This window comes from Klebsiella electrica (assembly GCF_006711645.1).
Taxonomy (GTDB): Bacteria; Pseudomonadota; Gammaproteobacteria; order Enterobacterales; family Enterobacteriaceae; genus Klebsiella; species Klebsiella electrica.
The window spans coordinates 4,885,490-4,912,015 of sequence record NZ_CP041247.1 but is presented as its reverse complement, the minus strand read 5'-3'; the positions used below and the strand labels follow the sequence as shown (position 1 = coordinate 4,912,015).

22 protein-coding genes are annotated in these 26,526 nt (G+C 57.0%); 5 read left to right on the top strand and 17 right to left on the bottom strand.

From position 1 onward, the window contains the following. Positions 1-147 precede the first annotated feature (147 nt). Positions 148-2,106 carry an acetate--CoA ligase gene (gene acs, locus Electrica_RS23485; RefSeq protein WP_141965565.1) on the bottom strand — a complete coding sequence of 653 codons (1,959 nt, stop codon included), beginning with the start codon at positions 2,104-2,106 and terminating at the stop codon, positions 148-150. Between the two features lie 411 nt (positions 2,107-2,517). Between acs and gltP the strand changes: the two genes are divergently transcribed. Next, a complete protein-coding gene (gltP, locus tag Electrica_RS23475) occupies positions 2,518-3,831 on the top strand; it encodes a glutamate/aspartate:proton symporter GltP (RefSeq protein ID WP_100685336.1) in 1,314 nt (437 codons plus the stop codon). 1,466 nt (positions 3,832-5,297) lie between these two features. Here the strand turns inward: gltP and Electrica_RS23470 are convergent. Then, complete coding sequence (locus Electrica_RS23470) at positions 5,298-5,981, bottom strand: tetratricopeptide repeat protein (protein WP_131049879.1); 684 nt, start codon at positions 5,979-5,981, stop codon at positions 5,298-5,300. Between the two features lie 211 nt (positions 5,982-6,192). Beyond that, positions 6,193-8,340 (bottom strand): formate dehydrogenase subunit alpha, encoded by a 2,148-nt coding sequence (gene fdhF / locus Electrica_RS23465; protein WP_141965563.1) that lies wholly within the window; start codon positions 8,338-8,340, stop codon positions 6,193-6,195. A gap of 273 nt (positions 8,341-8,613) precedes the next feature. Here fdhF and Electrica_RS23460 point away from each other — a divergent pair, with 273 nt between their 5' ends. Continuing rightward, positions 8,614-9,342 (top strand): response regulator transcription factor, encoded by a 729-nt coding sequence (locus Electrica_RS23460; RefSeq protein WP_131049881.1) that lies wholly within the window; start codon positions 8,614-8,616, stop codon positions 9,340-9,342. A gap of 38 nt (positions 9,343-9,380) precedes the next feature. On the opposite strand, the gene Electrica_RS23455 is transcribed toward Electrica_RS23460, so the two are convergent. From Electrica_RS23455 to Electrica_RS23445, 3 genes are read right to left on the bottom strand one after another with little or no spacing between them, the layout of a single operon-like run. After that, a complete protein-coding gene (locus Electrica_RS23455; RefSeq protein WP_131049882.1) occupies positions 9,381-10,322 on the bottom strand; it encodes an ABC transporter substrate-binding protein in 942 nt (313 codons plus the stop codon). 31 nt (positions 10,323-10,353) lie between these two features. Continuing rightward, a complete protein-coding gene (locus Electrica_RS23450) occupies positions 10,354-11,355 on the bottom strand; it encodes an ABC transporter permease subunit (protein WP_141965561.1) in 1,002 nt (333 codons plus the stop codon). Continuing rightward, the gene (locus tag Electrica_RS23445) at positions 11,352-12,872 is read right to left on the bottom strand and encodes a sugar ABC transporter ATP-binding protein (protein ID WP_100686575.1); all 1,521 of its coding nucleotides are present in this window, start codon (positions 12,870-12,872) and stop codon (positions 11,352-11,354) included. Before Electrica_RS23445 ends, Electrica_RS23450 begins: the two co-directional genes overlap by 4 nt. A gap of 185 nt (positions 12,873-13,057) precedes the next feature. Between Electrica_RS23445 and Electrica_RS23440 the strand changes: the two genes are divergently transcribed. Next, on the top strand, positions 13,058-15,664 hold the full coding sequence (locus tag Electrica_RS23440; protein WP_141965559.1) for an ATP-binding protein: 2,607 nt from the start codon (positions 13,058-13,060) through the stop codon (positions 15,662-15,664). Here Electrica_RS23440 and alsK read toward each other — a convergent pair. The 6 genes from alsK to Electrica_RS23410 form a co-directional block, all read right to left on the bottom strand. Continuing rightward, positions 15,576-16,523: an allose kinase gene (gene alsK / locus Electrica_RS23435; RefSeq protein WP_141965557.1), complete on the bottom strand. Its 948-nt coding sequence runs from the start codon at positions 16,521-16,523 to the stop codon at positions 15,576-15,578. The two genes, Electrica_RS23440 and alsK, sit on opposite strands and share 89 nt — an antisense overlap. Continuing rightward, positions 16,507-17,202, bottom strand: a complete 696-nt coding sequence (gene alsE / locus Electrica_RS23430; protein WP_142255935.1) for a D-allulose 6-phosphate 3-epimerase — start codon at positions 17,200-17,202, stop codon at positions 16,507-16,509. The genes alsK and alsE overlap by 17 nt, the downstream gene beginning before the upstream one ends. A 10-nt stretch (positions 17,203-17,212) precedes the next feature. Continuing rightward, entirely contained in the window at positions 17,213-18,193 is a 981-nt protein-coding gene (gene alsC / locus Electrica_RS23425; RefSeq protein WP_131049888.1) for a D-allose ABC transporter permease, read from the bottom strand. After that, positions 18,172-19,704, bottom strand: a complete 1,533-nt coding sequence (alsA, locus tag Electrica_RS23420; RefSeq protein ID WP_141965555.1) for a D-allose ABC transporter ATP-binding protein AlsA — start codon at positions 19,702-19,704, stop codon at positions 18,172-18,174. The genes alsC and alsA overlap by 22 nt, the downstream gene beginning before the upstream one ends. A 75-nt stretch (positions 19,705-19,779) precedes the next feature. Further along, positions 19,780-20,715: a D-allose transporter substrate-binding protein gene (gene alsB, locus Electrica_RS23415; RefSeq protein ID WP_131049890.1), complete on the bottom strand. Its 936-nt coding sequence runs from the start codon at positions 20,713-20,715 to the stop codon at positions 19,780-19,782. 65 nt (positions 20,716-20,780) lie between these two features. Next, positions 20,781-21,668, bottom strand: a complete 888-nt coding sequence (locus tag Electrica_RS23410) for a MurR/RpiR family transcriptional regulator (RefSeq protein ID WP_004856567.1) — start codon at positions 21,666-21,668, stop codon at positions 20,781-20,783. Between the two features lie 350 nt (positions 21,669-22,018). Between Electrica_RS23410 and rpiB the strand changes: the two genes are divergently transcribed. Together rpiB and yjdP are read left to right on the top strand one after the other, a co-directional pair. Then, positions 22,019-22,468 (top strand): bifunctional allose-6-phosphate isomerase/ribose-5-phosphate isomerase RpiB, encoded by a 450-nt coding sequence (gene rpiB, locus Electrica_RS23405; RefSeq protein ID WP_131049892.1) that lies wholly within the window; start codon positions 22,019-22,021, stop codon positions 22,466-22,468. Positions 22,469-22,537: 69 nt separating this feature from the next. Further along, complete coding sequence (gene yjdP, locus Electrica_RS23400; RefSeq protein ID WP_141965553.1) at positions 22,538-22,873, top strand: DDRRRQL repeat protein YjdP; 336 nt, start codon at positions 22,538-22,540, stop codon at positions 22,871-22,873. Between the two features lie 49 nt (positions 22,874-22,922). Here yjdP and phnP read toward each other — a convergent pair whose 3' ends face one another. Genes phnP through phnL form a run of 5 tightly spaced genes read right to left on the bottom strand, consistent with a single transcriptional unit; the run spans position 22,923 to position 26,494 of the window. Continuing rightward, positions 22,923-23,681 carry a phosphonate metabolism protein PhnP gene (gene phnP, locus Electrica_RS23395; protein WP_141965552.1) on the bottom strand — a complete coding sequence of 253 codons (759 nt, stop codon included), beginning with the start codon at positions 23,679-23,681 and terminating at the stop codon, positions 22,923-22,925. Positions 23,682-23,690: 9 nt separating this feature from the next. Then, on the bottom strand, positions 23,691-24,125 hold the full coding sequence (phnO, locus tag Electrica_RS23390) for an aminoalkylphosphonate N-acetyltransferase (RefSeq protein ID WP_141965550.1): 435 nt from the start codon (positions 24,123-24,125) through the stop codon (positions 23,691-23,693). Further along, entirely contained in the window at positions 24,112-24,681 is a 570-nt protein-coding gene (gene phnN / locus Electrica_RS23385) for a ribose 1,5-bisphosphokinase (RefSeq protein ID WP_141965548.1), read from the bottom strand. The genes phnO and phnN overlap by 14 nt, the downstream gene beginning before the upstream one ends. Then, complete coding sequence (gene phnM / locus Electrica_RS23380; protein ID WP_141965547.1) at positions 24,681-25,817, bottom strand: alpha-D-ribose 1-methylphosphonate 5-triphosphate diphosphatase; 1,137 nt, start codon at positions 25,815-25,817, stop codon at positions 24,681-24,683. Before phnM ends, phnN begins: the two co-directional genes overlap by 1 nt. Beyond that, a complete protein-coding gene (gene phnL / locus Electrica_RS23375) occupies positions 25,814-26,494 on the bottom strand; it encodes a phosphonate C-P lyase system protein PhnL (RefSeq protein ID WP_100686569.1) in 681 nt (226 codons plus the stop codon). Before phnL ends, phnM begins: the two co-directional genes overlap by 4 nt. Between the last annotated feature and the right edge of the window lie 32 nt (positions 26,495-26,526).

The window sequence follows — 26,526 nt, the reverse complement described above, 5'->3', positions numbered from 1 at the left end:
GCGCTGACCGTCGGCAGCACTTATCCGCCCGGCAACATGCTGTCGGGAAGAGAGGGTGCTTACTGCTGTCCTGCTACGTGGAATCCTTAGGGCGTATGATTTATGTCCTCTCCCCTCACGGGGAGAGGGTGTAGGGAATGAGTCCGTTTACGACGGCATCGCGATGGCCTGCTTCTCTTCGAGCAGTTTCTCCACGACACCAGGATCCGCCAGTGTTGATGTATCGCCGAGGTTGCTGGTATCGCCCGCGGCAATCTTGCGCAGAATACGTCGCATGATCTTACCCGAGCGGGTTTTCGGTAATGAATCGGTCCAGTGCAGCACGTCCGGGGTCGCCAGCGGGCCAATCTCTTTGCGTACCCAGTTGCGCACCTCCGCATACAGCTCTGGCGTCGGCTCCTCACCGTGATTGAGCGTCACATAAGCGTAAATCGCCTGGCCTTTGATGTTATGCGGAATGCCGACCACGGCCGCTTCGGCGATTTTCGGGTGCGACACCAGCGCCGATTCGATTTCGGCGGTCCCCAGACGGTGGCCGGATACGTTCAGAACGTCGTCGACGCGGCCGGTGATCCAGAAGTAGCCATCTTCATCACGACGCGCGCCGTCGCCGCTGAAATACATATTTTTGAAGGTGGAGAAGTAGGTCTGTTCAAAGCGCTCATGGTCGCCGAACAGGGTCCGCGCCTGTCCCGGCCAGGAGTCGGCGATAGCCAGGTTGCCTTCGGTCGCGCCCTCCAGCGGAGTGCCTTCATTGTCGACCAGCACCGGCTGCACGCCGAAGAACGGACGCGTGGCGGAACCCGCTTTCAGCTCAATGGCGCCCGGCAGCGGCGTAATCATGAAGCCGCCGGTTTCAGTTTGCCACCAGGTATCCATCACCGGGCATTTCTCGTTGCCGATCTTCTTCCAGTACCACTCCCAGGCCTCCGGGTTAATCGGCTCGCCGACTGAGCCCAGAATACGCAGGGAAGAGCGGTCGGTGCCTTCGATGGCCTTATCGCCTTCCGCCATCAGCGCGCGGATCGCCGTCGGCGCGGTGTAGAGAATATTAACTTTGTGCTTATCGACGACCTGACACATCCGCGCCGGCGTCGGCCAGTTCGGCACACCTTCAAACATCAGCGTGGTGGCGCCGCAGGCCAGCGGGCCGTACAGCAGATAGCTGTGGCCGGTCACCCAGCCCACATCGGCGGTACACCAGTAGATATCGCCCGGATGGTAGTCAAAGACATATTTGAAGGTGGTGGCGGCATAGACCAGATAGCCGCCGGTGGTGTGCAGCACCCCTTTAGGCTTACCGGTTGAACCGGAGGTATAGAGGATGAACAGCGGGTCTTCCGCATTCATCTCTTGCGGCTGGTGCTGGTCGCTGGCTTTCTCGATCAGATCGCTCCACCACAGGTCGCGTCCTTCCTGCCAGTCGATTTTGCCGCCGGTACGTTTGAGTACCACCACATGCTCAATGCTTTTCACATGCGGGTTTTTTAACGCATCGTCAACGTTCTTCTTCAGCGGAATCGCGCGTCCGGCGCGCAGCCCTTCATCGGCAGTGATGACCAGACGAGAGTTCGAGTCGATGATACGGCCGGCGACCGCTTCGGGAGAAAAACCGCCGAAGATAACCGAGTGGATCGCGCCGATACGGGCGCAGGCCAGCATGGCGACGGCGGCTTCCGGCACCATTGGCATATAGATAGCGACGACATCGCCCTTTTTAATGCCGAGGTCGAGCAGGACGTTAGCAAAGCGGCAGACGTCGTGGTGAAGCTCGCGATAAGTAATATGTTTGCTCTGGCTGGCGTCGTCGCCCTCCCAGATAATCGCGGTCTGGTCGCCGCGTTCGGCCAGGTGGCGATCGAGGCAGTTAGCGGCAAGGTTCAGCGTGCCGTCTTCATACCATTTAATAGAGACGTTGCCCGGTGCGAATGAGGTGTCCTTCACGCGCGTGTAGGGCCGCATCCAGTCAAGGATTTTGCCCTGCTCGCCCCAGAAGGCATCCGGGTCGGTGACGGACTGCTGATACTGCGCCTGGTACTGTTCCGGGTTAATCAGGCAACGTTCCGCAATCGTAGCGGGAATAGGGTGTTTATGTATTTGGCTCATGGCTTTTTTTCTCCTGTAGGTTGTTAAATATATGTCAAATAAACGTTAATAGTAGGGGCTTTGGCGGCTTTGTTTGCTATTTGGGGGACAGATCACGCAATAAATAAATTGAATGAAAAGCAATCAAATGAAACTTTGGTGTGAAATAATTTCTGAAATGGATTTATAGAAATTGAATGTATTAAATATTTTTTATAACAAATACTTATGCAACATAAGGTGGGGATATTAGCGGGTTTATGCATAAAACCAGAGTAAACCGCTGTTCTTAAAGACTTGCGTAGCATGCCGTGCAAATGATACTGATATTGCGCGTTAAATAACCCTATAAAGCAACGCAACACAATTCATACCCCTTTCAGTGGGCGCCATTACCTCCTGGAATGGTGCCTTTCATTGAGGAAGTCTGTAGTGAAGAAAAAAACAAAAGTCAGCCTGGCCTGGCAAATTTTGCTGGCCCTGGTGCTGGGCATACTTCTGGGCAGTTACCTGCATTACCACGCCGAAAGCCGTGACTGGTTAATCTCGAACCTCCTGACGCCGGCGGGCGATATCTTTATCCACCTGATCAAGATGATCGTCGTTCCGATTGTCATCTCGACGCTGATTGTCGGGATTGCGGGCGTTGGCGACGCGAAGCAGTTGGGACGTATCGGCGCGAAAACCATTATCTATTTTGAAGTGATCACTACGGTGGCGATTGTGCTGGGGATTACCCTGGCTAACGTCTTCCAGCCGGGCAGTGGTATTGATATGTCGCAGCTGGCCGCGGTGGATATCTCGAAATATCAAAACACCACGGCAGAGGTGCAAAGCCACGCTCACGGTCTGATGGGTACGATACTGTCGCTGGTGCCGACCAACATTGTCGCGTCGATGGCGAAAGGCGATATGTTGCCGATTATTTTCTTCTCGGTGTTGTTCGGCCTGGGGCTCTCTTCGCTGCCAGCGACCCATCGTGAACCGCTGGTGACCGTGTTCCGCTCCATTTCCGAAACCATGTTCAAAGTGACCCACATGGTGATGCGCTATGCACCGGTCGGGGTGTTTGCGCTGATTTCGGTGACCGTTGCCACCTTCGGCTTCGCCTCGCTGTGGCCGCTGGCCAAACTGGTTATCCTGGTCTACTTCGCGATTCTGTTCTTCGCGCTGGTGGTGCTGGGGATCGTGGCGCGGGTATGCGGATTAAGTATCTGGATTCTGATCCGTATCCTGAAAGACGAGCTGATTCTGGCCTACTCCACCGCCAGCTCCGAGAGCGTATTGCCGCGTATTATTGAGAAGATGGAAGCCTATGGTGCCCCGGCTTCTATTACCAGTTTTGTTGTGCCGACCGGCTACTCATTTAACCTCGATGGCTCAACGCTGTATCAGAGTATCGCGGCGATCTTTATTGCTCAGCTGTACGGTATTGAACTGTCGCTGTGGCAGGAAATCACTCTGGTGCTGACGCTGATGGTCACCTCGAAAGGGATTGCCGGCGTGCCGGGGGTCTCCTTCGTGGTGCTGCTGGCGACACTGGGGAGCGTAGGGATTCCGCTGGAAGGGCTGGCCTTTATTGCCGGTGTTGACCGTATCCTCGATATGGCGCGTACCGCGCTGAACGTGGTCGGGAATGCGCTGGCGGTGCTGGTGATCGCCAAGTGGGAACACAAGTTTGACCGCAAAAAAGCACTGGCCTATGAGCGCGAAGTGCTGGGCAAATTTGATAAAACCGCGCAATAAAACACAACGCCCGGCGGCGCTGCGCTTGCGCGGGCCTACAGAGCTTGTGCAGGTGTTGAGATTACGGGTGTTGTAGGCCGGGTCAGGCGTCAGCCGCCGCCCGGCAAAATGCGGGCACCGGGTTCCAACAGGTTTGTCAGCGCTCTTACCGCCCGACGATATCGCGCTGGCTCCAGATAGCTTCTTACATTGCCCGGCGGCGCTGCGCTTGCGCGGGCCTACAGAGGGTGTGCAGGTGTTGAGATCGCGGGGGTTGTAGGCCGGGTCAGGCGTCAGCCGCCACCCGGCAAAACGCGGGCACTCTGTTCAACGCTGGTTTGTCAGCGCTCTTACCGCCCGGCGACATCGCGCTGGCTCCAGATAGCTTCTTACATTGCCCGGCGGCGCTGCGCTTGCACGGGCCTACAGAGCTTGTGCAGGTGTTGAGATTGCGGGTGTTGTAGGCCGGGTCAGGCGTCAGCCGCCACCCGGCAAAATGCGGGCACCGGGTTCCAACAGGTTTGTCAGCGGTCTCACCGCCCGGCGATATCGCGCTGGCTCCAGATTGCTTCTTGCATTGCCCGGCGGCGCTGCGCTTGCACGGGCCTACAGAGCTTGTGCAGGTGTTGAGATCGCGGGTGTTGTAGGCCGGGTCAGGCGTCAGCCGCCACCCGGCAAAACGCGGGCACTCTGTTCGACGCTGGTTTGTCAGCGGTCTCACCGCCCGGCGATATCGCGCTGGCTCCAGATAGCTTCTTACATTGCCCGGCGGCGCTGCGCTTGCGCGGGCCTACAGAGGGTGTGCAGATGTTGAGAGCGCGGGGGTTGTAGGCCGGGTCAGGCGTTAGCCGCCACCCGGCAAAACGCGGGCACTCTGTTCAACGCCGGTTTGTCAGCGGTCTCACCGCCCGGCGATATCGCGCCGGGCCCAGATAGCTTCTTGCATTGCCTGGCGGCGCTGCGCTTGCGCGGGCCTACAGAGGGTGTGCAGGTGTTGAGATCGCGGGTGTTGTAGGCCGGGTCAGGCGTTAGGCCGCCACCCGGCAAAATGCGGGCACTCTGTTCGACGCTGGTTTGTCAGCGGTCTCACCGCCCGGCGATATCGCGCTGGCTCCAGATTGCTTCTTACATTGCCCGGCGGCGCTGCGCTTGCGCGGGCCGACAGAACTTGTGCAGGTGTTGAGATCGCGGGGGTTGTAGGCCGGGTCAGGCGTCAGCCGCCACCCGGCAAAACGCGGGCACTCTGTTCAACGCCGGTTTGTCAGCGGTCTCACCGCCCGGCGATATCGCGCTGGCTCCAGATTGCTTCTTGCATTGCCCGGCGGCGCTGCGCTTGCGCGGGCCTACAGAGGGTGTGCAGGTGTTGAGATTGCGGGGGTTGTAGGCCGGGTCAGGCGTCAGCCGCCACCCGGCAAAACGCGGGCACCCTGTGCAAAGCCGGTTTGTCAGCGCTCTTACCGCCCGGCGACATCGCGCCGGACTTTTTCTTATCTTTTACTTATCCTGTCGAACTCTTCGCAGCCGGTATCAAACCCCTCCTGACAGCTGACGTTGAGCCAGTGCAACGCTTTCTGCTGGTTGGGTTCGATAAAGCCTTGTTCTCCCTGCAGGAACATCATCCCGGCCCAGTATTCCGCATAGCCGGTACGGGACAGCGAGGAGCTGCGTTTAAAATAGTCCGTTGCCCTGGCGTCATCCTCTGTTATCTGCACGCCGCTGGCGTAAATCAAACCTAACAGCATCTGGGCGTCGACGGCGGAGTCGCTTTCTGGATCCTGGGCGGCATCCTGTAACAGGATGATGGCATGGGAATAGTCCGTCGGCCCGGCCTGTTGATTGACCAGCACGCGGGCCAGGATAATTTCTCCTGCCTTGCTGCCAACCTGCACCGCCTTCTCAGCCAGCTCTCTGGCCTGTTTGTAATCGGCCTGCTGCGGGTTGCGAATTTTCAGCTGAGCCAGCAGCGCCAGCGCATCCCCGTCACCGCGATCGGCCGATTTCTGCGCCCAGTATTCGGCCTGCTGATAATCGCCGGAACTGACGTAGGTATCGGCAAGATAGTACTGCGCCCGCGGATCGCCGGCTTCCGCCTGTTGTTTGTACTGGCTGCCGGGATCCGCGGCGCCCGCGGCAAGAGAGAACAGCATCAGAAGTAAATAGAGGTATTTCATTTTTTATTATCGGTCATGAACACAGCGCGCAGTATAAAGGCAGGTGAAGAAGAAGAAAACGACGGGAACTTGTGGGGAATAGCCTGACAATCGTGCCGTCTGTTTTTCCGGGTCGTGGCGTAAACGCCTTACCCGGGCTACCGATTCGCCGTTGTCTGCGGTTCGATAGCCAGGGCAGGCGCGAAGCGCCGCCTCCACGGAGGCGGCCTGATTAACCCATTGCGCTTTCGCGCAGGCGGGCTTTCAGCGTGTTGTACTCATCAATCACATACTGTTCGGCGGCGCGCTGGTCGGCGATGCGCTCAACGTTGACGGCACAGTACTTGTACTCCGGCGTTTTGGTTATCGGGCTTAAGTTCTCCGTGACCAGCTCGTTACAGGCGCCAATCCACCACTGATAGGTCATATAGACCGCCCCTTTATTCGGCCGATCGCTGACCTGCGCGCGGGTGATAATGCGGCCTTTACGCGAGTTAACCCACACCAGCGCCTCATCCTCAATGCCCAGTCGCGCGGCATCGGCGGTATTGATTTGCGCATAGCCCGGTTCATCTGCCAGCGCGGCCAGCGCCGCACAGTTGCCGGTCATCGAACGGCACGAATAGTGGCCCACTTCGCGCACGGTGGAGAGCACCATCGGGTACTCGTCGGTGAGCTTATCGATCGGCGCAACCCAGTCGCAGGTGAAGAACTGCGCGAGGCCGTTCGGGGTGTCGAAGCGCTCTTTAAACAGATAAGAGGTCCCCTGGTCGGCATCGGACTCATCGCGGCACGGCCACATGACGTAGCCCAGCTCGCCCATTTTCTCGTAGGTGGCGCCGTAAAAGTCCGGGCACAGATGCCGCAACTCGTCCCAGATCTCCTGGGTGTTGTTGTAGTGCATCGGATAGCCCATCCGGGTGGCGATTTCGCTGATGATCTGCCAGTCGGTTTTCAGGTCCCACTTCGGCTCTACCGCTTTAAAGAAGCGCTGGAAGCCGCGGTCCGCTGCGGTATAGACGCCTTCATGCTCGCCCCACGAGGTGGACGGCAGGATGACATCAGCCGCCGCGGCGGTTTTGGTCATGAAAATATCCTGGACAATCACCAGCTCCAGCTCGTCAAACGCTTTACGTACGGCAGAGAGCTCGGCGTCGGTCTGCAGCGGATCTTCGCCCATAATGTACGCCGCCCGTACTTCGCCGTGTGCCGCGCGGTGCGGCAGCTCGCTGATGCGATAGCCGGTATGCGCCGGCAGGCTCTCGACGCCCCAGGCTCTGGCGAACTTCTCGCGGTGCTCCGGGAACTTCACGTATTGATAGCCTGGATAAGTATCGGGCAGCGCGCCCATATCGCAGGCGCCCTGAACGTTGTTCTGGCCGCGCACCGGGTTAACGCCGACGCTCGGTTTGCCGAGATTACCGGTGAGGATCGCCAGGCTGGTCAGCGAGCGTACGGTCTCAACGCCCTGATAGAACTGGGTCACGCCCATGCCCCACAGGATGGCGGCAGATTTCGCGCTGGCGTACATGCGGGCACAGGCGCGAATCTCCTGCGCGCTGACGCCGGTGATAGTTTCCACCGACTCCGGCGTATAGCCTTCGACGATTTTGCGATACTCTTCGAAACCCTCGGAACGGCTGGCGACGAAGGATTTATCGTAGAGATCTTCTTCAATAATCACGTGGCCGATGGCGTTGAGCAGCGCAATGTTTGAGCCGTTCTTCAGCGCAATATGCATATCGGCGATGCGCGCGGTTTCGATTTTTCGCGGATCGCAGACGATGATTTTTGCCCCATTGCGTTTGGCGTTAATCACGTGATTCGCCACAATAGGGTGTGAATCTGCCGGGTTGTACCCGAAGATAAACACGAGATCGGTGTTATCAATCTCTGTGATGGCATTACTCATGGCGCCATTACCGACCGACTGGTGCAGACCTGCAACCGAAGGGCCGTGTCAGACGCGAGCGCAGCAGTCGACGTTATTGGTACCAATAACGGCGCGCGCGAACTTTTGCATCACATAGTTAGTTTCGTTACCCGTCCCACGGGATGAGCCGGTAGTCTGAATCGCGTCCGGACCGTACTTCGCCTTAATGGCGCTGAGACGGGTGGCGACGTAGTCGAGCGCTTCCTGCCAGGAGACGGATTCCAGTTTGCCGCCACGCTGACGGCGGATCATAGGGGTTTTCAGGCGCGGGGTGAGGATCTGGGTATCGTTAATGAAATCCCAGCCATAATAGCCTTTCAGACACAGGGTCCCCTGGTTGGTTTTCCCTTGTGCCGCCTCAGCCCGGACGATTTTGCCGTTATCGACCACCAGATTGATTTTGCAACCTGATGCGCAATACGGGCAAACCGTGACGACTTTTTTCATCGGTCTTGCTCCAGTTCATCAATGGGCGCATATGCGCTATCACGCCGTCAACATGCATCTTCTATGCCATGTTTTTATTGTGGATATTGACTGATGATACGTCGATTGTTTGGGCTAAATGCTGACGAAAAGCAGGGCGTCGTCAGTTTTGACGTGTCGAAGAGGGGCGAGATGTGACATGGATTGAAGAAACGCGATCCGATAATGGATTTGTCGGGGGGGCTTTGCTGAATTAATCAGACAGAGATCGTTCCGTGCGGGCAGGGGCAAGTTATGAAACCGGTCATTTTGGTTGTAGATGATGACAGCGCGATTGGCGAACTGCTTAGCGATGTGCTCAGCGCGCATGTTTTTGACGTGCTGGTGTGCCAGACCGGCAGCGATGCGCTGGCGGTGGCGGCCCGGCGGGCGGATATTTCGCTGGTGCTGCTGGATATGATTCTCCCCGACACTAACGGGCTGCTGGTACTGCAACAGCTGCAGCGCAGTCGGCCTGATTTACCGGTGGTGATGCTGACCGGCCTCGGCAGCGAATCCGACGTGGTGGTCGGGCTGGAAATGGGCGCCGATGATTATATTGCCAAACCGTTTAATTCCCGGGTGGTGGTGGCCAGGGTGAAGGCGGTGCTCAGGCGCAGCGGCGCGCTGGGTGTTGAAGGCGCGGGCAGCGGCGCGGGATTGCTCTTTAACGGCTGGCGGCTGGATACGTTTCGCTGCGAGTTGTTTAATCCGCAACAGCAAGCGGTGCCGTTGACCCAGGGAGAGTACAGCCTGCTGCTGGCGCTGGCGCAAAACGCCCGCCGGGTGCTCAATCGCGAACAGTTGCTGGCCTTGACCCATAGCGAGAGCACCGAAGTCTTTGACCGGACAATTGACGTGCTGATTATGCGCCTGCGGCGCAAAATTGAACCGAATTCGCATCAGCCGACGCTTATCAAAACCCTACGCGGCCTGGGCTATGTGTTCGCCGCGGATGTTATCCACGGCGACAGAGCGGCGTAGCCCCGGCAGATGCGGGGCCAGCGGGGGAAATAATGCCCTTACTTCACGGTCCAGCCTTTGTAACTACCGATATTGTTTTTATCGATCAGGGTCACCGGGATCAGCACCGGCGCGGTCGGCGCCGGTTTACCCTGCAGAATGTCATAACCTATCTCTACCGCTTTCGCCGCCATCACCTGCGGGTCCTGCGCCGGCGTCGCCACAAACAGCGAGTTTTTACGTTTCAGCGCCTCTTCGCCGTCCGGACTCCCGTCGACGCCAACGATAAAGAACTCATGACGTTGCGCCTGTTTGGCCGCCAGATCGGCACCGATCGCGGTCGGATCGTTGATGGCAAAGACGCCATCGATCTTCGGATTCGCGGCCAGCAATGAGGTCATAATTTCCAGGCCGCCCTCACGACTGCCTTTGGCGTTCTGGTTGTAGGAGAGCACTTTGATATCCGGGTGGCGCGCAAACTCGGCCTGGCAACCTTCGACGCGGTTCTGCACGGCGGAAACCGGCGGCCCGTTGATAATCACCACATTCCCTTTGCCTTTCAGGCGGTCGGTGATGTATTTACAGGCCATTTCTCCCGCCTGAGTGTTATCAGAGGTGATGGTGGCATTGGCGCCTTCGGCGGCCACGTCCACCGCAACCACCACGATCCCGGCATCTTTCGCGCGTTTCACCGCCGGGCCAATCCCTTTTGAGTCGGCGGCGTTGAGGATAATCATGTCGACTTTGGCGGCAATAAAGTTATCGATCTGCGCCACCTGCTGACCGAGATCGTAACCGCTGGAGACCAGCGTCACTTTCACATTGTCTCCGGCCAGCTTACGGGCTTCCAGCTCCGCGCCTTTGGTGATTTGTACGAAGAACGGGTTGGCTAAATCCCCCACCGTGACGCCGATTGACTTCAGCTCTTTGGCCTGGGTAAAGGGCGCCGCGGCAAGCAGCGCGCCAGCACAGAGTGCGGTTACTATGGGTTTCAAACGCATGCTGTTTTCCTCTGTCTGTAGGGTATTGTTGTTATGCACTTTGATGATGTCGGGTACGGTATTTGTCGATCAGCACCGCAATGATGATCACCGCCCCTTTGATCACCAGTTGCCAGAAATAGGAGACGCCCATCAGCGTCATGCCGTTATTGAGCGTGGCGATAATCAGCGCCCCCACCAGCGTGCCGGTGATCGTGCCGATGCCGCCGACGAAGCTGGTCCCGCCGAGAATAACGGCGGCGATGGCATCCAGCTCATAACCGACGCCGAGGTTGCCGTTCGCGCTGTACAGCCGCGAGGCGCTCATGACGCCGCCCAGCCCGGAGAGCAGGCCGCTCATGCCGTAAACGAACAGCAGCACCAGCCACACTTTGATCCCGGTGAGCCTTGCCGCCTGCATATTGCCGCCTACGGCGTAGATATGAACGCCCAGGGTGGTGCGGCGCAGAATGAACCAGCACACCGCCACCACTATCAGGGCGATCACCACCAGCCACGGAACCGGTCCGAGGTAATCATTGCCGATCCATTCGAAGCTGATATCGGAGTTAATCACCGTGGTGCCGTTGGCCAGCAGATAGGCGGCCCCGCGCAGGGCCGTGTAGGTCCCGAGCGTCACGATAAACGGCGGTAGTCCGGCGAAGGCGACCAGCGCGCCGTTAAACAAACCGAGCAGCAGGCCGAGCATCAGCGCTGCCGGAATCGACAGCAGCGACAGCTCCGGGATCAGCGACACCACCATGGCGGCGACCGCGGTCGTGCCGAGAATCGAGCCGACGGACAGATCGATCCCTCCGGTCAGAATGATGAAGGTCATCCCGGCGGCGAGGACGATGTTGATCGATGCCTGACGGGTAATATTCAGCAGGTTGCTTTCGGTAAAGAAGTTGGGAGCGATAAAGCCAAATACCGCGACGATCAGGATCAAAATCGGCAAAATACCGACCGTTTGTACCAGATCGCCCATCAGGATTTTCTTCGCTGATACCGATTTTACCACCGGCTGCGCGGCGCTCTCTTTCTGTGTTGTCATGGTGATACCGCCTTAAGGTGAGAGTCGTTAACGCCGGTGGCCAGCGTCATAATGCTTTCCTGGCTGATGTCGCCGGCCTGGAGTTCGCCGGCGATGCTGCCTTCGCGCATGACGTAGACCCGATCGCTCATGCCGACGACTTCGGGGAGTTCGCTGGAGATCATCAGGATGGCCACCCCCTGGCGCGCCATCTGGGTCATGATGCGGTAAATCTCGCTTTTGGCACCGACGTCAACGCCGCGCGTCGGTTCATCAAGCAGTAAAATACGCGGACCGATGGCGACCCAGCGGGAGATCAGCAGCTTTTGCTGATTGCCGCCGGAAAGGCCGCCAGCACGTACCTGCGCGTGCGGCACGCGAATATTGAGCAGGGAGATAGCATCGTCGGAGAGAGTCTGCGCCTTTTTGCGATTGAGCATGCCCCAGCGGGCATCCCGTTCGAGGGTGGCCATGGTGATGTTCTCCTGCGCCGCCATCTCAAGGAACAGCCCCTGCTCCTTGCGGTTTTCGGTGAGAAAACCGATGCCCAGATCGATGGCTGCGCGCGGAGAGTGAATGACTACCGGCTCGCCATCAATCTCGATGACGCCGCCGGTGGCCCGGCGCACGCCGAAAATCAGCTGCGCCAGTTCGGAGCGACCGGCACCGACCAGACCGGCGAGGCCGACGATTTCCCCCGCCCGTACCACCAGACTGCTGGCCTTCACTTTGCCGCCGTCGGTCAAATCCTCTACCCGCAGGCGCGGCTGGCCGGGCGGAATATCACGCTCTTTATTGAACAGGTCGCTTAGCGGACGGCCGACCATCATTCGCACCAGTTCGGAGGCGTTGAGCTTGTCGCGGGTCAGGCTGCCGACGTACTGGCCGTCGCGCAGCACGCTGACGCGGTCAGACAGTTCATAAACCTCCGCCATGCGATGGCTGATATAGATAATCGCCATCCCTTCGTCGCGCAGGCGCAGAATCAGTTCAAACAGGCGATGAGTCTCGCGGGAGGAGAGGGCGGCGGTGGGCTCATCCATCACCAGCACCCGGCTGTTGCGATGCAGGGCGCGGGCGATCTCCACCTGCTGCTGTTCGGCAATGGTCAGGGCCATCACCCGGTCGCTGGCCCTGAACTGGGCGCCGAGGCGATCGATGACCGCCTGGGCCTGATTCATCATCTCTTTGCGCTGCACCAGCCCGCCGCGCGCCAGTTCGCTGCCGAGAAAAATATTCTCCGCGACGGTTAAGTTCGGCGCCAGCTGCATCTCCTGGTAAATCAGGGTGATCCCGGCGGCCAGCGCATCTTTTGGCCCTTTAATCACCTGCGGCTGTCCGTCGATCAGGATCTCGCCGCTGGTGGCGGTATACGCCCCGGCGAGGATCTTCATTAGCGTGCTTTTGCCAGCGCCGTTCTCGCCCATTAAGGCGTGGATCTCGCCGGGCCAGACCGTCAGATCGACGCCTTTCAGCGCATAAAACTTGCCAAAGGCTTTGGCAATATTGCGCATGGATAGTACCGGTGTCCCCTGCATGGTGGCTCTCCTGCGAGTGTCTTCGAGGATCGCAGTGCACCACACAACAATAAATGCAAAATGTCAGACGCCGTTCATATTTGTCATATTGATGAATACTGAATCTGGCTCACAATTATGCGCGATGGCTCTCCCGCTGTGGGTCAGCAACCGCCAGGATAAATAAAAAGATCGTGGAGCTGACCATGCCATCCTATCGCTACCGGTTTTTCACCAGCGCTCGCGGGCGCCTGCTGTCGTTTAATTTGCTGATGGTTGCGGTTACGCTGATGGTGGCTGGCGTCTCGCTGCTGGGTTTTCGCCATGCCAGCCTGCTGCAAGAGCAGGTGCAGCAGCAGACGCTGGACGATATGACCGGCAGCATGAATCTGGCGCGTGATACCGCGAACGTCGCCACCTCGGCGGTTCGCCTCTCGCAGGTGGTCGGTGCGCTGGAGTATAAAAGCGAAGCTGAACGCCTGCTGGAGACTCAGCAGGCCCTGAAATATTCACTCTCTCACCTCGCCGCCGCGCCGCTGGCGCAACAGGAGCTGGCGCTGGTGGGCAATATTATTCGCCGCAGCAATGAGCTGCAGCAGAGCGTCAGCGGCATGCTGGAACGCGGGCAGCGTCGTCATCTGCAGCGTAATGAACTGCTCAGTTCGCTGTATCAGAATCAGAGTTATCTCCGGCATATTCAGGATCTTAACGATCGGCATGGCGCGGACGCGATCGATCCCCGGCCGCTGGCGGAGATGGATCGGCTGATCGTTGCGGCCATCCATACGTCGACGCCGCGATCGATAGTCCAGCAGCTGGACAAAGTGAGAGATTTTCTGCCGACAACCAGCCGCGACCCAACGCTGGCGGCAATTCTGCAGGATTTCAACGGCGAGCTGGCCAGGCTGGAGCCGTTATCGGCGCAGCTGGAGGAGAGCGATTTGGCCATCGGCTGGTATATGTTTCACATTAAGGCGCTGGTGGCGCTGCTCAACAGCGATATTAATCAGTACGTTGCCCGGGTCGCGCAGGCGTCTGAACTACGGGCGGCACAGAGCCATCAGGAGCTGCGTTCCATCAGCATGTTTATTTTGCTGTCGGCGCTGTTGGCGCTGGTGATAACCGGCTTCGCCGGCTGGTATATCTACCGTAACCTCGGCTCCAGTCTGACCGCTATCTCGCGCGCGATGTCGCGTCTGGCCTACGGCGAGCAGGAGGTCTCTGTCCCGGGGCTTCAGCGACGCGATGAGCTCGGAGAGCTGGCGCGCGCCTTCAACGTCTTTGCCCGCAATACCGCGTCGTTGGCCCATACCTCCCAGCTGCTGAAAGAAAAAAGTACCCTGCTGGAGACCACCTTTCATGCCATGCGCGACGGCTTCGCGCTGTTTGATAATCAGGGGCTGCTGGTGGTGTGGAATCCGCAGTATCCGCTGCTGCTGGGGCTGGCGGCCAATGACCTGCAGCGCGGCATTCACTATCAACAGCTGCTGGGGCAGGCCGCCCCTCTGGCGGAACATATTCGCGACAATCTGGCCCGCCCGCTGCCCAAACCCCAGGAGCTCCTGCTGGCGAGCGGCCGCACTATTGAACTGCGTTTTAGCCCGGTACCCGGGCGGGGGCTGGTCAACGTGGTGCTCGACAGGACCGAACGCAAAGGGCTGGAGCAGGCGCTGGTTCACAGCCAGAAAATGAAAGCGGTTGGCCAGCTGACCGGCGGTCTGGCGCATGATTTTAATAACCTGCTGGCGGTGATTATCGGCAGTCTTGAACTGGTTCAGCCGCAGGACGCGGACCTGGCGCGGATCTCCCGGGCACGCAAGGCCGCAGAGCGCGGCGCGCTGCTCACCCAGCGGCTGCTGGCCTTCTCGCGTAAACAGGCGCTGCACCCCAATGCCGTGGCGATGAAACCGCTGCTGGAAAACCTGGGCGAGCTGATGCGCCATTCTCTGCCGACGACGTTGAGTCTGGAGATTGAGGCGCAGTCACCCGCGTGGCCGGCCTGGATAGACGTCGGCCAGCTGGAAAACGCCATTATCAATCTGGTGATGAACGCTCGCGATGCAATGGAAGGGCGTGCCGGGGTTATCAAGCTGCGCACCTGGAACCAGCGCGTGGCCCGCAGCGACGGGCGGCGTCAGGATATGGTGGCGCTGGAGGTGATTGACCACGGCAGCGGGATGTCGCAGGAGATTAAGGCCCAGGTGTTCGAACCGTTTTTTACCACCAAACAAACCGGCAGCGGCAGCGGTCTGGGGCTGTCGATGGTCTATGGTTTTGTCCGCCAGTCCGGCGGGCGGGTGGCTATTGAGAGCGCGCCGGGCCAGGGAACCACGGTGCGTTTACAGCTGCCGCGTGCGGCGGTGCAGGCGCCGACCGGCGGCACGTTGCCGGAAGTCGAGCAGACGGTGAGCGGCGAGCGGCTGGCGCTGGTGCTCGAGGATGAGGCCGATGTGCGTCAGACTCTTTGCGAGCAGCTTCATCAGCTCGGCTGGTTAACCCTGGAAGCCGGGAACGGAGAGCAGGCGCTGCAGTTACTTGAGGCTTCGACGGAAATCGCGCTGCTAATTAGCGACCTGATGCTGCCGGGCAGATTGAGCGGAGCCGAGGTGATTAACGAAACCCAGCGCCGTTTCCCGACGGTGGCGGTGCTGCTGATCAGCGGTCAGGATCTGCGTCCGGCGCACAATCCCGCGCTGCCGGACGTGGAGCTGCTGCGCAAACCCTTCAGTCGGACACAGTTGATGCAGGCGCTGCGACAGGTTGTGGCAAATAGCGGCTGCGGGCCAGCGCCGCAGCCCCTTGAGCACCATTAAATGTTGAGGACGATGCGGCAAGAAACTGCACTGCCTGATAAGGCAACGGGCGGCGAATATACGCTTTTATCATGGCGAGCAGCGCCTCGCGTGGAAAACCGGACATGTCCATCACGCCACCGCCGAGGATCACCGCATCGGGGTCGAACAGGTTGATGCTGGTGGCGATGGCGCGGGCGGCATGGAGCAGGAGGGCCTGTACAAAGGGTTCCTCAGTGGCGTGCAAAAACAGTTCACCAAGCGCATAGCTGCGCGGCTGTTGTTCGTACCAGCGTTTGAGCGCGATACCGGAACAGACGGTTTCCAGACAACCATGATTACCGCAACCGCAGATGAGCGCGTTGTCGCCCTGCGGGATATGACCCAGCTCTCCCGCCACGCCATGTGCACCTGTCCACGGCCCGCCGTTTAACCAGATGGCGAAGCCCATGCCGGTACCGAGATAAGCGGCTAACACCTGTTGAGCCTGCAAACCATTTTCCTGCACGTCAAATGAGAGCTGGAGATTCACATCGCGGGAAAACTCGACCGGACAGGCCAGCGAATGCTCCAGCTCATCGGCTAGCGTACGCAAGGTTTCTGGCGGTAACGATAGGTTGGGGGTGGAGATAATCGTCCGTTTATCTCTGCTGACCAATGCCGGAAAGCCCATCACCAGGCCGCAGCAATGTGCCTGAAAGCGGTCAAGCTGCTGCTGAATCAACATCGTGATCCCGCTCACCAGACCGTCAGGCGCGATCGCTTCAGCGGTGCGCAGCTTCTCGCAATGCAGAGTCTCGCCCTGTGCGGTTTGCAGGCAAAAGCGGATATGGGTTGCGCCCATGTCCACTCCTGCGACGACCTTACGCTGTTTTTGCATGAGGGAATACCTCGTTTTTGGCCGCCAGAATCTGCTCTGCCATGACCTGCCACGCGTCGTGAATATTATCGCCATGGTTAAACAGACCGGAGGTCCCGACGATAAAGACGTCCGCGCCTGCCGCCATCAGTTTTTGATAGGTCGCTTTATTGCACGAACCGTCGATCTCAATCTCGAAGGCCAGTCCTGCACGTTCTCGCCACGCTTTTAGCTCGCCGATCTTCTCCAGCATTTCAGGAATAAAGGGTTGGCCCGCGAAACCCGGATCGACGGTCATCACCGTAATTTTGTCCGCCTTGTGGATGTAATATTTCATCGTTTCAACCGGTGTTTCCGGATTGAGAATGAGCCCGACCTTCATGCCATGGCGACGAATCTCCTCTATCAGGCGGAAAGCCTGACCGTTAATAGTTTCCGGATGCAGGGTGATAAAGTCCGCACCTGCCTGCGCCAGCTGGCTAATGTAATCCTGTGGTCGGGTGACCATCAGATGGCAGTCCAGTGGTTTACTGGCCAGCTTCTTCACCTGGCTGACGAAAAACGGCGAGAGCGTCAGGTTAGGGACAAAATGACCGTCCATGATGTCGATGTGGAAGTAATCTGCATGCCGATCGATAAACTCGATCTGTTCTTTGAATTTCAGCAGATCCATACACATTAAAGAGGGGGCAATTTTCATCATAAATTCCTTACTTACTGATAAGACGGTCGAGGGCGACAGCCGCGATAATTAATCCACCCATCACCACCAGCTGGTAGTAGGTTTGTACCTGGAGAATATTCAGCCCGTTGTTGATGGTGCCGATGATCAGGCCGCCAATCACCACTGAAAAAATGCGCCCCTTACCACCAAAGAAGCTGGTGCCGCCGATAATGGCGCTGGCAATGGCGTAGGTTTCAAAGCCCATCCCGGCCAGAGGCTCCGCGGCGCCGAGACGTGCCGTCGAGACCACTCCCGCCAGCCCGGCGCAGATGCCGGATATAATGAACACCAGCAACATATGGAACTTCACATCGATGCCAGAGTAGAAGGCGGAGTTTTTATTGCCGCCGAGGGCGTAGATATTGCGGCCCAGCCGCATCCGGGTGGTCAGGAACCAGAGAATCACGGCCACAATAAGCGAGAAGATGACCGGTACCGGGATCCCCAATACGCTGGCGGCAAAGAAATTGACGAACGCGAAAGAGAAGCCATAGACCGAGTTGGCGTCGGAGATAACCAGGGTGATGCCGCGAAAAATCGCGTTGGTACCGAGGGTAATAATGAACGGGTGTAGGCCGGTCCAGTTGACCAGGCAGCCGTTAATCGCGCCTAGCGCGCCGCCGACCAGCACCCCGCCAATCAGCGCAGCGAGGAACGGATCGACGCCTGCCAGCATGAGTTTGGCGGTTACCATGCCAGAAAGCGCCAGAATCGCCCCTACGGACAGGTCGATGCCTGCTACCAGAATAGCGAAGAATTCTCCCATTCCGATGAGCACCGTCACCGAGCTCTGAACAAATATTTGCGTGATGTTATTGGTCGTCAGAAAGTATTCCGACGACAGCGAGCCGAAAATCGCGACAATAATCGCGAGGATAAAAAAGGTGCCGTATTTATCCCAGAATAGTGCGAAGTTGAACGGCTTTTTGCCATCGGACTCCCTTTTTACTCTTGCGGCAGTGCCCATACCATAATCTCCTCTTCGCTCATGTTGTCGCGATTGGTCAGAATTTGCGTCAGCCGCCCTTCGCAGAACACGGCGATGCGGTCACAGACGGCGATAATTTCAGGAAGCTCGGATGACACCATCAGAATGACTTTTCCGTCATCCGCCAACTGGCGCATCACTTTATAAATTTCGGCTTTCGCACCGACGTCGATTCCGCGCGTCGGTTCATCGAAAATAATGACGTCGGGGTTGCAGCATAACCATTTGGATATCAGGACCTTTTGTTGGTTACCGCCGGAAAGTTCGGTGATGCTCTGATCGACAGAATGGCACTTCAGCGCCAGTAATTTGCGCTGTGCCTCCGCCGTTTTACGCTCGTTCTCTTCATGGAGAAGCCCCATCGCCCCTTTATAGCCGCCGTGTTTCAGGCTCAGGCTGACAGCCATGTTTTGCGCTATAGAGAAATTGCCGAAGAAACCGTTGTCCCGGCGACTCTCCGTGATGTAGCCCATTCCTTTTTTTAAGGCATCTAGCGGCGAGCGTGGGGTAATAGTTTTACCGTTGAGGATGATTTCGCCGCTGCTCCGCTTATCAACACCAAACAGACAATCCATCAGTTCGGTACGCCCGGAGCCCACCAGACCGGCAAAGCCGAGAATTTCACCGCGATTGACGCTAAAGGAGATATCGCGGACCTTTTTCTTATCCCGGCTGGTGACATTTTTTACCTCAAATACCGTTTCGCGCGCGATGTTGCCGCTGTTCTCTTTCATCGCGTTAAAGCGGTTTTGCAACTCACGGCCGACCATCAGACGTACGATATCGTCGTTATTGACCTCGCTGACCATGCCACTGCATACGCTGCTACCGTCCTTCATCACCGTGTAGCGGTCGCAGATCCGGCGTATCTCCGCCAGCTTGTGCGAGATATAGACGATGGCGGTCCCCTCTTTACGCAGCTGGTTCATGATCAGGAACAGGTAATCCACCTCTTTGTTGGTCAGCGAAGAGGTGGGTTCATCCATGATCAGTACTTTGGCATCGAGCATCAGTGTCTTAGCGATTTCCAGCATCTGTTTATGGCTGATCGACAGATTCGCAACTTTCTCGTCTAAATCGACCTTTAATCCGATGCGTAGTAGCATCATTGCCGCTCTGATGCGCATCTCTTTCCAGTCGATAATATTGACGCCGCAGATTTTTTTCGTCAGATGGCGGCCGATATATAAATTTTCCATTACGGTTAATTCATCAATGACGCTGAGCTCTTGATAGATAATGCCGATGCCGAGTCTGGCCGCTAATTTATGGTCGAGCTTGTCATAATTAACATTATTAACCGTGATGGTGCCTTTGGTCGGTTCATGTATTCCTGATAAAACTTTCATTAACGTTGATTTACCCGCACCGTTTTCCCCGAGTAATGCATGTATTTCGTGCGGGTAAACGGTTAAATCGACCGATTTTAATGCGTGAACCGGACCAAAGGATTTGCCGATCCCCGCCATTGAAATATATGGCGTGAGCATAATAACTCCTTACTTATTTTTACCCTCCTGAGGTCAGGAGGGTAAGGGGAGAGCATCGGACTCGTTTCTGGAAAATTATTTTGTGACCAGAACAGAATCCACCAGTTTGAATTCTGGTGTTTTATCCAGTGGAATCACTTTGCCGGTTTTTTCAGCATCAACCATCATCTTCAGTCCCGTCGCGCCGATATTGCCAGGATTTTGCGCAATCGTTGCGGTCATCTGACCGGCTTCAACCATTTTACGCGCTTCAGGGATACCGTCAGTGCCGACCACCAGAACCGTTTGGCTTTTACCGGCGTTGGCTACGGCCTGGGCAACGCCCATTGCCATTGTGTCATTCGCACAGTAAAAGGCTTTCAGGTTAGGGTTTCGCTGTAGCACGTTAGTGGCAACATCAAGCGCCTTAATGCGATCCCAGTCGGCTGGTTGGCTGGCAACAAGCTTGATCTGACTGGCTTTTCTGAATGCCTCCGTTGCACCGTTACGACGGGCTTCGCCTGACGCGTTACCCGCTTTTCCCTCGATGATGGCAACGTCGCCGCCCTCAGCACCCAGTTTCTCGATAATAAAATCGGCTCCTTTTGCCCCCACTGCGACGTTGTCTGTGGTGACGAAACCTTCAACGTTACCGCCCGCTTTCTTCAGGTTATCCATATCGATTTTTTCATCGAGATTGACCAGATAAATCCCTTTCTTCCAGGCTTTCGCCACGGGCATCACCAGGTTGACCGACGAGAGAGGCGCGAAAGCGATGCCTTTATAGTTCTTATTGCTTAAGTCTTCGAATAGCTGCAGCTGTGATTGAAAATCCCCTTCCGAAGGCGAGGCAAAAATATCAACGCTGACTCCCAGCGTTTTGGCCTCATCTTCAATACCTTTTTTCATATCAACCCAGAAAGGATTTGATAATGTTTTTAATACCACAGCGTAATCGGCCGCGGCAAAAGCGCTGGTAGATAACATTACGCCCATAGCCGCGCCGCTGAAAATTTTCAGGTATTTATTCATGACAGTATTCTCGGTGTAGGATACAGTAATATTGATCCCACCGTGGTGGGATCGGTGTTTATTATTTACTTCAGCGCTCCTGGTGAAAAGAAATCAACAATGGCGCCGGTTTTTTGCATATTTAAAGTGGCCTGTTCAATATTTTGTTGGGCTACCGAAACGAAAAAAGCATCTAATAAGGTAAGTTGTAAAATACGCGCTGAGGCGTTTCTCCCTAATAAAGGAGTTTCTGGTGCTGGCGAGCAAATAATAAAATCAGCTAATTTAGCAATCGGTGAATGGTAACTATGGGTAATACAGATAATTTTAGCACCGTTCTTCTTGGCCAACTCTACTGCCGATTTAATATCGCTGGTGCGCCCGGAATGAGTGACGACCAGCACGACGTCGCCTTTTTTCAACAACGAGGCTGACATCATCATGATATGCGCATCCGGATATGTCTGGCAGCGTACGCCGATCCGTAAAAACTTATGCTGTACATCGGCGCAGATAGCATTTGATCCACCGGCACCGTACAGATCGCGCTGGTTGGCCTGGGCGAAGAAACGTGCCGCGCGATGAATTTCATCGACATTAACGATCGACTGACCTTCCATAATGGTACGCAGGGTAATGTTAAAAACCTTATTCACCACGTCCTGAGGTGCTTCATCAAAGGAGAGCTCTGCCGGAAGGACCTGTTCAGATTGCGAAAAATACTCCACCAGGGCGCTACGCAGGTTACGAAAACCGCTAAAACCGAGCAGTTTGGAGACCTTAACGATCATCGCTTCGGAAACCGACAGCGCTTCCGCCACATCTTTAATGGCGGGAGCGTCGCTCAGATTGCCGGGTTTAAGCAACCATTCGACGATTCGGCTCTCGTTTTCGGTCATTCCTTCCTGCTTCATGCGTAGCCAGGGGGCGAGGCCGATACCGTTGGGGAGCGAACTGGATTCTGACTGACTCATCGCTTTCTCTTGTCCATAAAGTGAAGACGTCACTATATCACCACAGGCAAAACAGAAAAGATACAATCAACTTCACAAAAATATTAATTTTATAAAGTTTTATCTTTTATAAAGTTTTGAGTTTGGCTATTTTTAAATAACTCTTTATAAAACAATTGTTTTTATCTTTTTTTCGTAAAATTTAAAACGATAGGTAACATGAGGTATCCATTTTTCTTGCTTGATTTGTGAATTTTAGCGAGGTAAAAATGGCACGTCAGACCGGGTTCAGGCCGATTTCCTGGTCGGTTATTCCGGTTTAAATCACAACTTTATCGATATTCGTAAAGTAAAAACAGGCGAGGTTAAGTATGAAAAGGATTGCAATTGGCTGTGATCACGTCGGGTTTATTCTTAAAAATGATATTGTGGCGCATCTCCGACTGCGGGGGATCGAGGTGCTGGATAAGGGAACATGGTCACCTGAGCGTACCGATTATCCCCGTTATGCCAGCGCTGTCGCGCAGGCCATTCTGACAGGCGAAGCTGAGGGTGGGATCCTGATCTGCGGTACCGGTGTCGGGATCTCCATAACCGCCAATAAATACCCCGGCATTCGCGCGGTGGTGTGCAGTGAACCCTATTCGGCCCAGCTATCGCGGCAACATAATAATACCAATGTGTTGGCCTTCGGCGCGCGCGTGGTAGGTCTTGAGCTGGCAAAAATGATTGTCGATGTCTGGTTGGGGAGCGATTATGAAGGTGGACGTCATCAGACGCGAATTGATGCGATTACCGCGCTTGAACAGTCGCGGATTTGAGATTCCTCCGCTACTCGCCGTGACGACCGTTGATTAACGTAGGGTCAGCCCCCTGAAGAGACTGGCCCTATGAAACGTTACTTTACCGCTTTAATCTTCTGCACGCTGTCGCTGAGCAGTCAGCTGGCGCGCGCTGATATTATTGATGACGCAATCGGTAATATTCAGCAGGCGATTAATGATGCCTATAACCCCGGCGATAGCCGCCCTGATGACGAAGACCGCTATGATGACGGACGTTACCAGGATAGCCGTCAGCATAGCGCCGATCGCCGACGGCAATACGACGATCGGCAGCGACAGATAGAAGATCGTCGCCGTCAGCTCGATGATCGCCAGCGCCAGTTGGATCAGGATCGGCGGCAGCTGGAGGACGACCAGCGACGACTGGATGACGACGATTAACCGTGCTGTCGTTCATCGCCGTGGTGACGCGCGCAGGCCGGGTCAAAGATTAATCCAGCACGATCTCCATGCCGTCATAGCCGGCCTCAAACCCCGGCGGCAGCGGATGGTTCATCAGCCACAGATCAAACTGGTGGCTGATATGGGTCAGAATGACCCGTGGGCAGGCCAGCACCTGGTTAATGGCGCGTACCGTATTCAAATCGCAGTGGTTGCGCGGCGGCTGCGGGCGCGGCTCATGGCTGCAGTCGATCACGATCGCCTGCGGCTGGTTATTCAGTAAGAATTTGAGCGTCTTTTCCGGTAATCCGGCGGTATCCGACAGCCAGGCTACCCGGCTGTGCGCCGACTCCAGCAGATAGCCATACGTCAGCTTCGAGTGATTCAGCGGCAGCGGCGTCACCCGCAATCCCTGGAGTTCAAACACCACAAACGGCTCAACGGTATGGCTGAAGTCCAGCAGGCCGGGGTGTTTAAACAGGTCATCGCAGCCTTCGGGATCCGGCGGGCCAAACACCGGGATCGGCGCGCCGACGCCCCAGCGCAGCGGGAATAATCCCTGAACATGATCCATATGATAGTGGGTAAGCAAAAACTGCTGAAAATGGCCGGCAGGCCAGCGATCCATCAAATCGGGCAGCCCGGCATCCAGCAGTGTGACGGCGTGATTGAAGGTCACGACCGCGCTACAGGGGCGGCGGCGATGAGCCTCATCGCTGTGCGCACGCTGACAGGCCGCGCAGTCGCAGCCGAAAACCGGAACCAGCTGGGCGCCGCCGGTGCCGGTTAAGCGAATAGTCAGGCTCATACTTCCTCCTCACAGCGCTTTTTTAAAACGCAGATGGCTTTGCTTATACCCTTCCCGGAGATAAAAACGGTGGGCGTCGGGGCGGCCTTTCCCGCTGGAGAGCTCCACCATTTGCGCGCCCTGTTCGCGGGCTTCCTGCTCCGCCCACGCCAGCAGCGCCTGGCCGATGTGCAGGCCGCGCCTCTGCGGCAGCACCACCAGTTCCTGCACTTCTCCGATCCAGGCGTTGAAATTAAGCGGGAACTGCAACTGTAGCCCAATCAGTCCGACCGTCTCTCCCTCCACCAGCGCCAGCTGATAGCGCAGGGTGGGATTTTGCAGGTTCATGGCAAACCCGGCGGCGAAATGGCGGCGATCGTACGCTTTCTGCTTAAGTTCGCAAATTAACGCATAGACGGCATCGACGTCGTCCAGGGTCGGAGCGCGGAGTTCACAGGCAGGCATGCTGATTCTCTTGTCGGGCGGAGTGGCGGCGCAGCAGCGTGAAGAACTGCTCGACGGATTGTCCGAGGCTACCGTTGTTGTTCAGGGTCAGGCAGTCGGTGGGGGTATAGCGCGCCGCGCGTTCCAGGCGCAGAGCGATTTCCGTTTCGCTCTCTCGTCCACGTTGCTCCAGGCGCTGGCGCAGCACCTCCGGCGTGACCTGCAGGCAGATGGGCAGGAGCGCGTCCGCATAGCGCGCTCGCGCCTGCGGCAGATGGGCGCGAGAACCATTGGCCACCACGTCAAAACCGGCGTGCAGCCACAGGTCAATTTCGATGCCAATTCCGTAGTAATTGTTATTGGCATGCCAGCTCAGGGCAAACAGCTGGCGCTCGGCGCGGTTGAAAAACTCCTGCTTGCTGAGGGCAATATGATTCTCGCTGCCGGCGTTGAACGGGCGCGTGATATAGCGATGCGCCACCAGCAATTGCGTATTTTCGCGCTGGCGTAAGGCCGCCAGCAGGCTGTCTTTTCCGGAACCGGAGGCACCCACCAGCCAAATCAATTTTCCGCTCATCAGAAGACCCTCTTTCCTTGACGCCAGACGTGGTCAATATGGACATGTTCGCCGCGACGGTGCGCCAGCACCATATCGGCACGTTTACCTTCCGCAATCCTCCCGCGGTCGTCTAACCCCAGCGCCTGGGCCGGATTTTTGCTGACCAGACAAATGGCCTGCGCCAGCGTGAAGGCGTTGTTGTCGTCGTCCGCGATGCGGAATGCCGCATCCAGCAGGCTGGCGGGATAGTAGTCTGACGACAGAATATCAAGCAGGTTGCTGGCTGCCAGCTGGTGGGCGGCGACGTTGCCGGAGTGCGAACCGCCGCGCACGATATTGGGGGCGCCCATCAGCACGTTCATACCGTGCTGACGTGAAGCCTCTGCCGCGGCTAATGTGGTAGGAAATTCGGCGATCACGCTGCCAAGTTGATGTGATTCGACAACATGCTCGGGCGTTGCGTCATCATGGCTGGCGAGCGCGATATTGCGCTCGCGGCATATTGCCGCAATGGTTTGACGATTCGGCTGTGACCAGGTCGCTGCCAGCGCCATCTGCTCCTCCTCGAAGCGGTCCATCTCTTCGTTGGTCAGATGGTATTTTCCCTGATAGTAATCGCGGTACTTGCTGCGATCGGCGTACTGGCGCTGTCCTGGAGAGTGGTCCATCAGGGAGACCATGCTCACCGGATCGCGGCCAACCAGTTTTTCAAACAGCGGCAGCGTAGTGTGGTGTGGCAGCTCGCAGCGCAGGTGCAGGCGGTGTTCGGCACGATTAAGCCCACGTTTTTGTGTCTCTTCGACGGCGTTGATCATCTTTTCCAGATTTTCCAGCCGATCGCCGCCGTCGCGGACGTCGCCAATGGCGACCGCATCCAGTACGGTGGTGATGCCGCTGGCGACCATCAGCGCATCGTGGCTGCTCATCGCCGAATGAGCGGGCCAGTCGACTTTCGGGCGCGGAGTAAAGAATTTGTCCAGATTATCGGTATGCAGCTCAATCAGCCCGGGCAGCAGCCAGCCACCTTCACCGTCGAGCGACTGCGGCAGCTGGCTCTGACTTTCGGCAAAGGCGTAAATTCTGCCCTCCTGTACTTCCAGCGAACCGTGTACCACTTCGTCTTCGAGAACCAGGTTTACATTGTTGATAATCATGCTGTTATTCCCATCGGGTGCAGTCGGTCGGCGACCTGATTGCGGACCGTTTCATCATGGAAAATGCCGACGATAGCCGCACCGCGCGCTTTGGCTTCATTAATCAGTTCCACTACGGCGGCGCTGTTTATGGCGTCCAGCGAGGCGGTTGGTTCATCAAGCAATAAGATCGGGTAGTCCACCGCGAAACCGCGGGCGATATTGACCCGCTGCTGTTCCCCGCCGGAAAAGGTGGATGGCGCCAGATGCCATAATCGTTGCGGAACGTTCAGGCGCGTCAGCAGACGGGCAGCCCGCGAAGCGCAGGTATCGCGCGGGATACCGAGGTCGAGCAGCGGTTGCATCACCACTTCGAGGGCGGAAATCCTCGGGATCACCCGCAGGAACTGGCTGACCCAGCCGATGGTGCGCTTGCGGACTTCCAGCACTTTACGCGGCGAGGCGTTGACCAGATCAACCCATTCGTCGCCGTGGCGGATATGGATATGACCGGTGTCCGGCAGGTAGTTGGCATACAGCGAACGCAGCAGGGTGGATTTGCCGCTGCCGGAATGGCCGTGCAGCACCACGCACTCGCCATTGCTGACCTCCAGAGAGGCATTCTGCAGCACCGGCAGGCGCACGCCGTTTTGCTGGTGGAGTACAAAGGTCTTACTGACATTTTCAACGTGAATCATTATGGCCTCGTGGTTTGGGCGCCGGGTGGCGG